This window comes from Bacillus cereus group sp. BfR-BA-01356 (assembly GCF_022663635.1).
GTDB classification, from domain to species: domain Bacteria; phylum Bacillota; class Bacilli; order Bacillales; family Bacillaceae_G; genus Bacillus_A; species Bacillus_A cereus.
Window position 1 is genome coordinate 1 of sequence record NZ_JAKUFX010000149.1, and the last position, 13,281, is coordinate 13,281.

Consider the following 13,281-nt stretch of genomic DNA (forward strand, 5'->3'; position numbering starts at 1 on the left):
TCAGACCCCTATCACATTGGAATGATAGGCGCATGTAGGAGTCTCATAGACATGACTTGAATTGGAATATTAGTCATGACAGGGAATTTTCACCCTGTAAATCGTTTAAAGAGTTGTAACCAATCTTAATAAGATTTGGCCCCCGCTTTTCGTGTTTAAGCTACACTTATAGCGGAACGTGCCGCACTACCTGAAATTGTATTGGCCTCTGACGCTTTTGGTTCGTCCTCTGCAAAGGCTACATTCGGCACGGTACCGACAAACAAAATAAAAATGGCCATAAAAAGAGGGAAGAGCTTTTTCATTCTCGTTCCCCCTCCCACTTATGGACTTGTATTGGCTTCTTATCTCCTACAATGGACTCTAAATTGTGAGTATCTCCCCAAGCCCAACCGTAATTCTTCCATTTTCCATCTTTCTTATCTTTTATCATTTTCAATTCCACACTACTCTTCCCACCTGTACCTGGATGATAATAACGAGCCTTGTAATAAAATTCATTTGAACCTTCTTCTAGATCATACCTAAACAGCTCATATCGCCCGTTCAATTTATCACTTGCCCCTGGATATGTTACATTGTATTCCTTCAAAAATTCGTATTCATTTATATGCAATTCATTCATTTTTTTATTATCTAATTCAATATAAGCTTTCATATATTCCAAAGCTGCTTTATCAGCCGCTTTTATATTAAGCGATTTCTGATTATCTATCACTTCACTTTTAGTAGATTGACAGGCTGTAAGGGTTGTTACAATTAACCCTCCAGCCACAATAGCTCCTACTAAATAGCCCAATGTTCTTTTATATTTCACGATTCCTTCACTCCTATTTCGCCTTATATTAAGCGCCCGCGAGTTCCTGTTCACGTTCTTCCGCTGTTTTCGTTGAAGAATCAAATGCCTCTGCTAATTCTTTGAAAACAGGATCAACTTTAATAACTGCTGTACGTCCATAGATGTCTTGGAACAAGCAATGACCCCTTTTTAAATTCTGCAACATTCTTATATTAGCGTCTGTTACTGGCAAATTATAATATCCTAACATTTCTTTTGCTTCAGCATCATTTTTTAAACAATAGGAGAATTTCATTCCAACGTTGGCAATCTCTTTATTCGCTGAATTAAAATCACTCGCATTTTGTGTACCAAGATATAATCCTGTATTGTGATAACGCCCTTTACGAATAATTTCATCCGAAAGTTTTGCCCCTTCACGATTTCGCATAACATTTTTAGCTTCATCTTGAATATAAACTTTAAATTTCTTACGATCTGTTGAAAGCATAAGGGATTTACCGAATGCTGTTAAAGCTGTAAGAACACTTTCTGATAATTTATCAGTAATACTCAATACAGTTTGCTCTAATGGTGGTAATGATAAATGTTGAATTTGTAAAACTTGTAAAGCTCTTTCTAAATCTAAGGCTCTGTAATCCTGTCCTGGCTTACCAAACAATAGATTCGCAAGTGGTGAATTTTCAATTGTATTTAAACGTGTTACTAATTCTGTTAATAGTGCCAACTCTTCTTGAATCAATTCACCATCTTGTTTCATTTCAAACAATTCATCTTTTACTAAAGATAAACAAGGCTCTTCTTTCATTGCTACTCGTTGAATTGCTGTCCATAGGAAGTCATATTTTGAATTCTCTAGCGTTACACCTGTTAAATATGTTAAAACTTCCAACGATAAACTCATCGCATCTTCTCTTGTTGCACTAACACGGAATGGGTCTAAACATCCTTTGTCACGTTCACTTTGTCCTAAAGTCCATACTTCCAATTGATCCTTATTTTTCTTAAACCCTGGGAGCAATTTTGGCCATTCACTTCTATCCCCTTTAGGGTCGACGCAAAATGCAAGCCCATCGCTCATAACAATCCAGTATAATAAGATGTTCATTAAGAATGATTTTCCTTTACCTGTCATACCGGCTATCATTACTGACAAACTATCAAATTCATTATTTAAGTTCTCTAACGCTTTTGCTGCTAAGTCTGGTCTAATAAAGACCGGGCGATTTAATTTAACTGTACGACCAATATAGAACCCTTGATTGTCGCCGATTTGTGTTGTTGCCCCAAACATACCTTGTGCCAATACCCCTGGCTCCGCATATATTTTAAAATCTTTATTATAGCGCTTTGCCCCTGGGAAGAATTCGTAGAAATATGCCATTTGATCACCATAAGGATTTACTAATTGAATTTTCATCTTTCTATATTCTGTAATTAGTTTCTTCACACGATGAGCTAATGTTTTTTGATCTTGAGCATAAACAGCAAATAAAACACTCATTTCAAATCCTGGCGCACCGGTTGTTTGGAAAACGTCTTGCATCAGTTTAACTCCGGCCGCCTTACGATCTACAGTCCGGTCTACAGTTCCACCAAGTGCCGCCTGGTGACGTTGGTCATTTAATTCCCGCTCGCTATTTTGCAATCCTTTTAGAACACTCACATTCTCCATATGATGAGCACGAATACTTACTTCCACCGGGAATTTTAAAGAATGCGATTGTATACGATATATCCATTCTCGGCCTGGGAAATGTGATTGCGGGTCCATATCACTTACTGCAAGAAAGGAAACGTAACTTTCTTCTAAATCACCCTCTGCATTTCTCCTTTGAAGTCGAATACAACGGCCAGGCTCTTCATCTACTTCACACTCAGTTAAGCGGAGAATAGCCTCACGGTCTGGACGTGTAGCCGTTTTAGTTTCTCCATTTTCATCTACCCATGAGATTTTGGTTCCTACATTCCAATCCTTCACTGTTTCTGGGGCTGTCATTCCACGAGTGAAATTATGTTCAATTAAGAACCTTGTAACTGGTGGTGTCGCTCTTCTCATAAAACGAAAAGCACCTAACAATTGATTATAAATACCATCTTCGGCTTCCTTATAATCACTAATCTCTTCTTCTAACAAGTCACTTTCTTCAATTCCCATTGCTCGAAACGGCGTTTCAGTAAACCCCTTTATAAATTTTCTGGCGAATTTTGAGGTTTCAATTACTGGATTTTTAACTTGTTTTTCTTTTCTATCCTGATTTAATTGCACTAATAAGAAAAAATGATATTCTGTATTTTCTTTTGAGACTGATGATTGTTGCAAATACAATTTCACTTTTTCAAAAAGGACCTTTGCCGTGTTAGACAAAGGTCCTTTCAACCTTGCAATATGTTCATCTATAATTGCGTCAGAATCAGTTACTTTTGGAATGACAAGTAAATGAAAATCACTTTCTAATTGTGTAAATAAAGACTTCTGGTTTGAGAAATATGTTTTCTTCATCCGATCACTTTGATGTTCATATTCAAAACCTTCGACTTCATAAATACTCCAAACCCTCTGATCTGGACAAAAACAAAGATTATCCTCTACATGATTAATTGGGAATTCCGATACACTATTTAACGCAAGCATTAAATATCCTCACCTTCTATATTTTCAAATATTTTTTATTAAATATTCATTTTCAAATTCATCCTCTTGTTTTAATACCATTCGTCTTCTTCTAAACGTATTGTTTCGGATTCTTCTGTGCCTTGTTCTATTAGAGTCAACGGATAATCTTCAACCTCCCCTTGACTCATAGGTATAATAGGAACAATATCCGATTCACGGTAACGAATGAAAATAGGACTTTCAAAAACATATTTTTTTGGTTTTTCAAACCTTATAAAGCGTGACATTTTATGTGGCCTTAATTTAAATAAAATCCATGATCTAGCAAATACTAAAAATGACTTACCATCTGTTTTATACGTATCTAGGCCCCAAACTGCAAAACCTGGAATGATAATGTAATATGGAAGCCAAAATTCATCAGCAATTGGTCCAATAAACCAAGAAGTTAATGGGAAAACTCTTAATATAACAAACACCAATACTATTAAGGCATAATAGCCTAATAATTCATATTGGCGACGTTCATATTTCATATAACTTCCGAAAGTATATACAATAAAAGGTTTTGATTTTTCTTCCATCAGCAAGAACGCCTCCTTATTTAATTACATTCCTAACATTCCACCTAAGAATGACCCTACTTTTTCAAGAGTTTCTGGTGCTGCTACAAGGAAGAATCCAAGGCCACCCGCGATAACAATTGTAACGAGGAAACCCCATGCTCGCTTCGCAATACAAAAGATAACTAACCCGATAATGATAATTCCTAAAGCATATTTCCCTTGTGTTTTAACCCAGTCATACGCTCCATCTAAACCAAATCCTAGTATCATATTATTTAATAAATTCATTTTATTTTCCCCTCTCTATTTCACTGTCATATCAGTGACGATATATTGTTTTCCTTCTTTTTTAACTGTTAATACATATTTCATTGTCATTTTGGATTCTGAAACAGCATCCTTCATTTCAGCAATTGCATAAACATCATACGTACCTTTCTTTGATCCTACATATACTTTCGCTTCCTTGATTTGTTCAAAGTGAAGCGCTCCTTCTAACCCTTTAATATCTTTGTTGTGCAATACATACTCCAATTCTTTTTGAGTTGCTGTTGTGTAAGACTTGAAGAAAGTTGGTAAGAAGTCACGAATTTCTTGTTTCGCTTTATAATCTGCCTCATCTGATCGCTTTTCATCTTTATCAACTTTGATTTTTGCTTTATTGTCTACTTTAACCACTTGAGGATTTCCCGTTACAATAAACCCTTTTCCATCCGTTTGAATCGGTACAGCAATTGTTTCTGTAACGTCTTTCCCTTCGTCTTGACGAGTAAGTTTATAATCTACTTTAAGAACCATATCTGCACTTTGTTTTCCAGTCTCTTTTACCCGCACAATGGAAGCTTGTACATAATTTGCATCCCATTGAAGACTATGCATATCTAATCCAGCTTGTGGGTCTGCTCCTTCTAATAAATAGGGTTTTAAACGTCCTTCTCTGTTAGCACGCTCGTTATCCCCACGTTTCCAGGTAAAGTATTCCTTTGCAAATTGCTTTGAAAATTCTACCGCTTCTGGCCGTGTAGCTCCATTCTGATCTAATTGCACTTTAGAATCCGGACCATTTTGCACCATTGCTTTCAATTTATTATTTGTAATAAGCCCTGTAATCGAAACCGTAAACATCCATAAGAAGAGTACCCAAAAGACCACATTTCCGATCTTCTTCGCTTTATACGAAGGTATTCGGAAAGGTTTCCTCCTTTTTTCCCTCCACTTATTCAACCTTTCTTTTAACCCCACACCATTTCACTCCTAACCTTTTTTATCAAATGCTTTTGAAAGTCCCATAACTGCAACTGTTACAACAAGTAACCCTTCCCAGCCATACCTTCCATAAATCTCTAAAAACATAGATTTTATTTCTTCATAAACCGGTTGTGCTTCTGGGAATCTACGAAATATAAAATCTTTTGATACAACTAACACAATAACCGCCGTTATAAAAGAAACAATTGTTGAAAGTACAAATCGAAACACCCTCTTATAACCTCACTTTCTCATTAGGATTTCCGATGTTCCGATAAATCGCTCCAAAAGGATTTTGTAAGACTTCTTCAAACATCACGACATAAACAGGTACATTCGGGCTTTCCATTTCTTTCATATACCGTAACAATTCTTTTTGTCGCCCCTCATTACCAGCAATAAAGATTAGTCGCCATTTCTCTATTGGGTATGTTAGACCTGCATATCGATCATATTTTTTAACCGATTCCTCCCGGCTTAAAAAGTCGTTATACCTTCGTAGCTTTTTCTCGATAACCTCTTTCGTTCCGTAAGTACGTTCCATTTCCAAAAACAAGCCGTAATTTCCTTCGATTCTGTTTTTCAAACCAATAACAGCCAATCCATCTGGTCGAATAACAGCACTTTTATTTTTGTCATATTGAAACGTTCCTCTTGCCTCATTTATCCATTCTTTCATTCCAATTGGAATGTCTGACTTTGATTGCTCTAGCATGGCGCATTCAACGTGGGCCAACATTAAACTATGATAAACAAAAGTCGCAACTCGATTGGACCATTTGTAATTCCAATGGACCTCCCCTCTCAACTCCCGCACCATTTCAACACCGTACTTATCAAGTGTATAAATATTTGATCCGTTACCTGATCGCCTACGCTTCCCACGAATACTTGCTACTGGATGCCTTTCACTTTTGATGTAATTTTCTTTCTCTAGTTTCGCAAGTCTTGCATAGATTGATTTTTCTTTATGATTGGGATAATTTTTCATACGAATATATTCAAAGTCCACATAGATGTGTGTATGAATATCCATCAATACTTGTTCATCCTCAGTGGTTAAAAACATCTTCATCCTCCTTCCCACCATTAAAAGTCAAAGATACTCTTTTCTACTTTTGGTTCAGCATTTTCTACTTTCTGCGATTCCTCTTTTTTGGTTTCAACGGGGTACTTTTCTTTATCGTCATCTCCCGTTTCAAACGGATAATCAATTTCCCCTTTCTCTTTTAAGAAGATATGATCAGTGTTTTCCATCTCCCAAGGGAAAGGCATATCCATAATGACAGGTGATTCCTCTTGCTCTGTCTCTTCAGCTTTCTCAAAGAGCGATTCCTCTTGCGCCGCCTCTTCAGCTTTCTCAAAGAGCGATCCCTCTTGCGCCGCCTCTTTTTCGGCTTTTTCAAAGAGTGATTCATCCTCTTTTTTTAAGTTCACTTTAGTTGGAGCTGTTATGTCTTGACCATATAAGAAAAGATTAATTTCTCGATCTATTTCTTCAGCTGACTTCCCTCGCTTCTCTAATTCATTAATTTTTTTGAATGTCCATTCATTTGAATCAGCAATTTCTTTATCATTTCCATACGTTGCAACCTTGCCATTCGGTCTATAGCGGTCTAAAGGCGGCGCTTTTATCATGCACCAAACATTTTTGGCTTTCCCATCAAACTTATCTTGTGTTTGAACAGCTGCCTCCAAATCGGGTAATCCTTGCAAGTACTCCGCTCTGAATTTCCCTTGCATAATCCCCTCTAGAGCTTTAGCCGATGACTTACCTTGCCTACAAACAAAGAAATTACCACCTATTTCCGTAAGTGCATCTGCCAATTTTTGATCTAATTGCCCTGATATTTGTTGTGTAATAATCCAAAGACCCAGACCATACTTCCGATCCTCCGCTACGATTTTAGGAAGTATTGGAACTGGTACTTTATGAGCTTCATCAATGAATGCTAAATGCAATTTCGAACCAATCTGTCTTTTTTGTACAGTACGGTGGTACTGATTCATGATATAACCAATTGTTAGCTTAATATCAGCATTTCCCATGCCTGACAAATCATAAAAAACAAGATGACCTTCATCCATCCACTTTAAAATATCTAGAGAAAAGTCAGATTGTCCGTATATACGTTTTAAGTATGTGCTACTACGGAATATATCTAACCGATTTAATAATGGCTGCATACTATCTTCTAAGGCGGCCCCTATTTCATTTTTCCATAGATTTCTATAATGCATTGATTCTGGACCTTCCAAACCATCCAAAACACGCTCTCTAAACAATTCATCCGTTCCAAACGCAATAATACTTAATGTAGAGTGCTCTTGACTCCCATCACACAAAAGCGTTCCAATAATCGCTTTTAGAATTCTTTCCGTTTGTGGGGCTGGATTTGGGACCAACGCTTGAATACTTTCGAAAATAGAATCAACTACCGTTTGCGTATCTTCATCAGGATTACGATGTAACAAGTTAATTGCCGGTGGATATTTTGTTTTTCGGAAGCGAATGAAGTGGACTTTATCCCAATCTACTTTTGCGCCCTCTAACTCTGCCTTTAACAATCGATTTAGCACCACAATTGCCAGGTCTGGCGTAGGATCAAACAATGAAAATCCACTTGCTGTACTTGGGTTTTCAATCCAAAGATTTAAGGCACTATCAAGTACATTGCCTGCTACAGTACTTTTACCAGCGCCAGTACCTCCGGTAATACAGCCCATCTTTTTAAACTGCTCTTCCGTCATCTTTACTTCACGATCTCTTTCTAATGGATGAACTAACGTTCCAATTGTTAGACCTGTAGAAAGAACACCTTCAGGAAGCATCTTTTCTCCACTCTCTAAATACAAAATCTTATTCTCAAATTCATCCTCCTTATCACCCTTGATATTCGGGAGATGAAGCAAATTAACAAGTTCTGACCCTGTCCAAGTCATACGCCCGTAATAAGGAATTGGAATACGCCAAATAGACCGACGAAACGAACGGTAACGAAGTTCATTTACATCAGCCATCATACTCGCTATGATATTCCCCAAACCTTTTAGCATTCTGACACCAGGATATACCTCAGTCGCTACGGAAACACAAACTTGAAACGCTGTTTCTTTCCCTAAAAATCGTTGCGTTAAAACCTTTGCTTCCGTTTTCTGAAACACATCTAAATCTTTTTCCATTCTCTTTCGAGCTTTTAATTCTGCTTCTTCTTTTTTGATTCTTCTTGTTAATCGATAATCTCGATCCGGCGAAAAAGAAACATCAATCCAAGTCTTTTCTTCCATTCCACTTATAAGCTGTGGAAGTTTATCAGTTTTATACTGGGCTAATGATAAAGACTTTTTCGTCTTTAATTTCATTCTCCCGCCAACAGCACCACCAAACAATTTATTACGTGGAAACGGAATATCTTCTATATTTTGTTCTATGATCTCAGCGTTCTTATATACATTTCGAAACGCTTTAACTAAATAAGCTAAATTCTCTTCTGGTCCACCTAAATAAAATCGAACCTTTTGACTCTTCCCATCTATATCTTCCGGCTGATACATAAGTAATCTGTACCAATCGCGACCCTTCCACAATTGTTCTAGTGGTTTTCTTCCCTCACCATGCACTTGTCGAATCATATCTCCTAATTGATCTACTTTAGCATCATCGGACATATGAGGGATAACTAAAACGTATTTATAAGACTTCTTTTCGAGCCTATATAAAACAATACATCTAGTTATCCAAAATATAGTCCCAATAAATAGTAGGAGTAGACTAACATGTACAACCCTTTTCACAATTGGCACAATCTGAATTAATCGATTTAAAATTTCGTATCTTGTAATCCAAACAAATAATATACCGGATAGTAATAGGAAAAATCGCCAATGTTTTATTAATACCTTCAACACGGCTTTCTCCAGTTCTTTTTCAAACTTATTTTTAGATGCCACTAACTCCACTTCCTTTGCATCAACTATGAAGAATTACTCTCTCCTTTTTAATGTTTTTCAAATGCTTTTCTAATTCCAAAAGCTCTAATTCATAGAGCTGTCTTTTTCCATCCTTGTAAAAACCGCAATCAATTAGCTGATTAATGATAAGCTGTTTTTTTCTATGCTCATAATAAGTACGTTTTTCTAAAAGAAGCATTATTTCGAAGCTTTTTCAAATCTTTTAAATTCTTTTTCTGTTATTTCCACGAATCGGATATCCCGATCTATAAGATACTTAATATACTTTTCTCTTGCTTTCATATACTCTTCTTGATTTCCCCATCTTGTATGGCTGCCATTACAAAGAACGAAAAAAGAAGTTAAGTTCAGCTGACTTACTAGGTTTTCACTTTGATCCTTCGGATTAAAAATTTCTTTCGCCATTTCATGCACTTGTAATACCTCATCTAATGAATAACACACTACAAACAAATAATGCGGAATTATTGAACCCACACTCTCTTACCTCCTTGTATTTACACTTCTAAGCAAAAATCAAATTGTAATATAATCAAGCAATTGAACTATAAAATAAGTAAACACCGCTGATAAAGGTAATGAACATACAGCAAGAACAACAAGTAAACCAGATTGTTCTTGTTCAAAGTAAAAATCTTTTATTGTCATATAAATAGCAAAGGTCAACAAAATGTACACGCAAACAAACAACAGTATGATTTCTCCCATAAATCCGTTCACTTCCCTTTAAAACTCTTAATTCCGCATTTTCCACCCTCATTTTCAACAAAATTCAAATTTGAAACCAATTAACGCTTTTATTCAATTTCATTAATTTTTAAAACAAAATGACTAGTATCTTGATAATCTAATTTTTCTTGATCCATCGACTCTACTTTTTCTCCAACTAATCTTTGGAAATCATCACTGTTCGCATCTTCTGGTATTTCAACTTCAACAAGAGCTTTATACGTTTTCGTTACTTCCACTTCTACTTCTTGATACTTTTTCATCTTTATACCCCTCCGTTTTAACTTCTTTACCTGGATAATATATTATTCTAGGCGTTTTACTCAGCCATTTATTAAGATCGTTCTGTCTTATTTCTTCCAAACATATATTATAGAATTCCTCTACTCCTTTTAAGTCTCGTTTTTCTAATTCCTGTACAATAAATTCTCTTACAGCATATGGATTTAATTCACATAATTCTATGAAGGTATCATGAACAACTTTTAACTTCCCTTCATCATAGAAATCTAAAATTTTCTTTGTTATTTTCTCTCTTTGTTTGTAATCTTCCACCCAATCACCATATATACCCTCAACCTCTTTAAAATTCGAATCCCCTAGGAGTTTTATAATAAAACCTCTCACCCCAGAATGCTCTATTCTAGAAATACCCACAATTTGATCATGAACAGGTTTTAATTTCCCTTCATCATAAAGTTTCAAAATGCCTTTTATCATTTCTTCTTTTCTCACAAGTTCATATTGCTTGATTAAACACATCTTATCCCTACCCCCTAGTAAATTTCTAAATCTACTAGAATAACACTTCCACTCTATTTCACACCCTTACCAAAACATTTAGTACATAGTGTTTTTTCCATAGATTCATGTATTTTGAACCCTCTGATTAAGCATATTTTCCCAAATACCATTCCCGTTCCGTTACATTTTTTGCATTTTCGAGTCTTCAATTAAATCACACCACTTATCTATAAAATTCAAATTCTATACCTTATCTACTAAATTAGGGATTTTAGGTTAATTTGATTCTTTATAATGATTCAATTGTCTTTGGTAACAACAGCAAGCAAACGACGCGATTCCCTTAGCTGTCATTTCATCCGTTATATCAGTAGCAACATAACCAGCAAAGTTATTTGTATACTTTCCATCTTTTGATGTTGTTAAAAACGGAAATTTAGCACCGATATAATACAAACCATCTTTATCTACATCTACATCAAACTCTGTACCATCTGAAGCTTTGTATTGAATTACCTTTTTTAAATCATCCATTTTGTATTACCTCCGTTTTTCTATAAAATTTGATATACATTACTCATCCCCTCACTCCTTTACAGTTCTCATACACAAATTAGAGAGGGCTATAACAAGAATTCTTGTAGATTCCTTACAAGTCAACATAATTGAAAACGCATGATAAGAAGGATGATCCTTTTCTAAGTGATCTGTGATATGTTCCAAAAAACCTTCCTTTTCTTCGCTTTGCAAAACAAATTCTCTTACATCTGATAACCTAGCCTTTTCTTTATACTTATCTTTTACGTAAAGAATTGCTCCACTCAAAAATGATTGTGTTGTTCTTATCCATGTTAAGCCAGCGCCTTCATGAAGTACCTGTTTTGTCATTTTTCTAGCGAGTTCATACGCTTGTTTTTTAGTTTGAATACCAGTAATTTCATTAGAAACGATCATTAATTCCACCCCTTCATTGTTATGAAATTTTTACATAATAAAACTTACAACCCCTATGACTACACCCCAAAAGGGAAGGACAATGATTAAGCCATTTTTACATCCTTTTGCAAAATCTAAAGGATCATCATCTTGATAAACTTCTCCTGATAAACGTTTCATATTATCTCTCCTTGAAATCTGTTTCTACCCTCCATAAAAAACTACAAGTGACATAACCTATTAAATAAATCATCATAAATTTGATTAGAAGATCAATTATTATAGAGCTCACTTTTCGTTCACCTCTCCCATTGCTTGTAAAATACAAGCTATTAGTAAAAGTGGTATTAACATTAATAAAATCCCAATCTCTCGACATTTTGTAAACATCGAAATCCACCCCTATTAGAAAAGAAATATAAATAGTCCCTTCCTTATGTTTTCTTTCAAATTGACTAACTCCCCTTATACCCCCGTTCTTTCAAGAAGATATCTATATAAAAAGGTGACAATATATCTCAAATGCAATTGAAATATTGTCACCCTTTATTGCTAGGTACTAGCAAGCGATATTGAAGTCTACTAAGAACTCCGATTTAATTTAAACCATCATTTACTTACTATTGAACATTTTCTAAACTGCGATCTTAACTCAAACGATATTTGCTCATTCTTTCCGTACACTTCAAGACCGCTTATTATCTAAAATAAACCTGTCCTACACCTGAACGAGTACTTTGTACTGATACATCAAAAGTACCTATACCTCTTTCAAGTAATTTAAATGAATTATATTTATACTTCCCTTTGATAGTGAAAGTAAGAGGTTGATTAAATTGTACTTTCCCTTGTGTATATTCCATCTTCCAATCTTTAGAATCCATATTACTATCCTTTAATTTTTGATTTACTTTATTGATTACGTCAGGAGTAAAGCCCCCATCCCTCTCTGCTAAACTTACAGCATATTCACTAATTTCATTTGCCTTAACGTTAACAACTGTATGTCCTGCAAATTCTACACCAAAGACAATAATGAACATTAACGACAAGAAAAAAACAACATATGTAACTGCTTGTTGCATGTATATGTTTCTCCTTTCTATAAATTAAGAGAAAAGGACGGATCAACCGCCCTTTCAACTAAAAACTTATTTTGACCATCCAGACGGTTCACTCTTAGCGCCGCCAGTAATTGAAGTAAAGTAATTAGATACATTAAAAGTACCTGATTTTAATGCTGGGTACATGATAACTAAAACTACAACTGCCATTCCAAGACCAATGTAAGTCCATGAAACTTTATTTGATGTTTCATCTGAAGACTCATTTTTCAACCATTGTTTTGTACGAGTTAATAAAGCTGAACCCTTCCCCTTACTTGATCCTTTTAATTCTTTAATTTCTAATGTTTTCATAAATAAATTTCTCCTCTTCTTTTAATAGATTTATTTGATTAATTAAAAACTAAACTAACTATCTCTTGCTTTATCAACTAAGATATTGCAAGAAATATTGATTTGAAGAAAAGCCTGTCCAGAAGTGACTTGTAATACATGAAAATCACCTCCTCGTATGATTAAGTTAGGTTTTTTAGGGACGGGATGTACCTATAAACCCAAGAGTATCTATTTTTATGAGATACTTAAATTTGTAGATAGAGTGTTGCC

At 35.2% G+C, this 13,281-nt stretch carries 19 protein-coding genes; all 19 read right to left on the reverse strand.

The annotated features are described in order from the left end of the window. Positions 1-155: 155 nt before the first annotated feature. The gene (locus MR168_RS28900; RefSeq protein WP_242291683.1) at positions 156-305 is read right to left on the reverse strand and encodes a hypothetical protein; all 150 of its coding nucleotides are present in this window, start codon (positions 303-305) and stop codon (positions 156-158) included. Then, positions 302-817, reverse strand: coding sequence for a hypothetical protein (locus MR168_RS28905; RefSeq protein ID WP_000875804.1), 516 nt, complete (start codon positions 815-817; stop codon positions 302-304). Before MR168_RS28905 ends, MR168_RS28900 begins: the two co-directional genes overlap by 4 nt. Positions 818-845: 28 nt before the next feature. Next, positions 846-3,434 (reverse strand): ATP-binding protein, encoded by a 2,589-nt coding sequence (locus MR168_RS28910; protein WP_242291684.1) that lies wholly within the window; start codon positions 3,432-3,434, stop codon positions 846-848. A 71-nt stretch (positions 3,435-3,505) separates the two neighbouring features. After that, entirely contained in the window at positions 3,506-4,000 is a 495-nt protein-coding gene (locus MR168_RS28915; RefSeq protein ID WP_242291685.1) for a conjugal transfer protein, read from the reverse strand. A 24-nt stretch (positions 4,001-4,024) separates the two neighbouring features. Continuing rightward, the gene (locus tag MR168_RS28920; RefSeq protein WP_001050787.1) at positions 4,025-4,270 is read right to left on the reverse strand and encodes a TcpD family membrane protein; all 246 of its coding nucleotides are present in this window, start codon (positions 4,268-4,270) and stop codon (positions 4,025-4,027) included. Between the two features lie 15 nt (positions 4,271-4,285). Further along, positions 4,286-5,107 (reverse strand): conjugal transfer protein, encoded by an 822-nt coding sequence (locus MR168_RS28925; protein ID WP_242291686.1) that lies wholly within the window; start codon positions 5,105-5,107, stop codon positions 4,286-4,288. A 129-nt stretch (positions 5,108-5,236) separates the two neighbouring features. Next, positions 5,237-5,461: a hypothetical protein gene (locus MR168_RS28930; protein ID WP_000488267.1), complete on the reverse strand. Its 225-nt coding sequence runs from the start codon at positions 5,459-5,461 to the stop codon at positions 5,237-5,239. A 4-nt stretch (positions 5,462-5,465) separates the two neighbouring features. Beyond that, a complete protein-coding gene (locus tag MR168_RS28935) occupies positions 5,466-6,299 on the reverse strand; it encodes a replication-relaxation family protein (protein ID WP_242291687.1) in 834 nt (277 codons plus the stop codon). Positions 6,300-6,319: 20 nt separating this feature from the next. Then, positions 6,320-9,181 carry a type IV secretory system conjugative DNA transfer family protein gene (locus MR168_RS28940; protein ID WP_481747032.1) on the reverse strand — a complete coding sequence of 954 codons (2,862 nt, stop codon included), beginning with the start codon at positions 9,179-9,181 and terminating at the stop codon, positions 6,320-6,322. A 19-nt stretch (positions 9,182-9,200) separates the two neighbouring features. Next, positions 9,201-9,380, reverse strand: a complete 180-nt coding sequence (gene fbpA, locus MR168_RS28945; RefSeq protein ID WP_242291689.1) for a Fur-regulated basic protein FbpA — start codon at positions 9,378-9,380, stop codon at positions 9,201-9,203. Continuing rightward, a complete protein-coding gene (locus tag MR168_RS28950; RefSeq protein WP_242291690.1) occupies positions 9,380-9,679 on the reverse strand; it encodes a hypothetical protein in 300 nt (99 codons plus the stop codon). Before MR168_RS28950 ends, fbpA begins: the two co-directional genes overlap by 1 nt. A 39-nt stretch (positions 9,680-9,718) precedes the next feature. Next, on the reverse strand, positions 9,719-9,910 hold the full coding sequence (locus MR168_RS28955; protein ID WP_242291691.1) for a hypothetical protein: 192 nt from the start codon (positions 9,908-9,910) through the stop codon (positions 9,719-9,721). 89 nt (positions 9,911-9,999) lie between these two features. After that, entirely contained in the window at positions 10,000-10,194 is a 195-nt protein-coding gene (locus MR168_RS28960; RefSeq protein ID WP_242291692.1) for a hypothetical protein, read from the reverse strand. After that, positions 10,148-10,693, reverse strand: a complete 546-nt coding sequence (locus MR168_RS28965; protein WP_242291693.1) for a hypothetical protein — start codon at positions 10,691-10,693, stop codon at positions 10,148-10,150. The genes MR168_RS28960 and MR168_RS28965 overlap by 47 nt, the downstream gene beginning before the upstream one ends. Before the next feature lie 258 nt (positions 10,694-10,951). Then, positions 10,952-11,209 (reverse strand): hypothetical protein, encoded by a 258-nt coding sequence (locus MR168_RS28970; protein WP_242291694.1) that lies wholly within the window; start codon positions 11,207-11,209, stop codon positions 10,952-10,954. Positions 11,210-11,260: 51 nt separating this feature from the next. Further along, positions 11,261-11,629, reverse strand: a complete 369-nt coding sequence (locus MR168_RS28975) for a hypothetical protein (protein WP_242291695.1) — start codon at positions 11,627-11,629, stop codon at positions 11,261-11,263. Between the two features lie 30 nt (positions 11,630-11,659). Then, on the reverse strand, positions 11,660-11,791 hold the full coding sequence (locus tag MR168_RS33495) for a hypothetical protein (RefSeq protein ID WP_282093741.1): 132 nt from the start codon (positions 11,789-11,791) through the stop codon (positions 11,660-11,662). A gap of 518 nt (positions 11,792-12,309) precedes the next feature. Further along, complete coding sequence (locus MR168_RS28980; RefSeq protein ID WP_001183552.1) at positions 12,310-12,696, reverse strand: DUF4320 family protein; 387 nt, start codon at positions 12,694-12,696, stop codon at positions 12,310-12,312. 66 nt (positions 12,697-12,762) lie between these two features. Next, a complete protein-coding gene (locus tag MR168_RS28985) occupies positions 12,763-13,029 on the reverse strand; it encodes a hypothetical protein (protein WP_000853492.1) in 267 nt (88 codons plus the stop codon). Positions 13,030-13,281 lie beyond the last annotated feature (252 nt).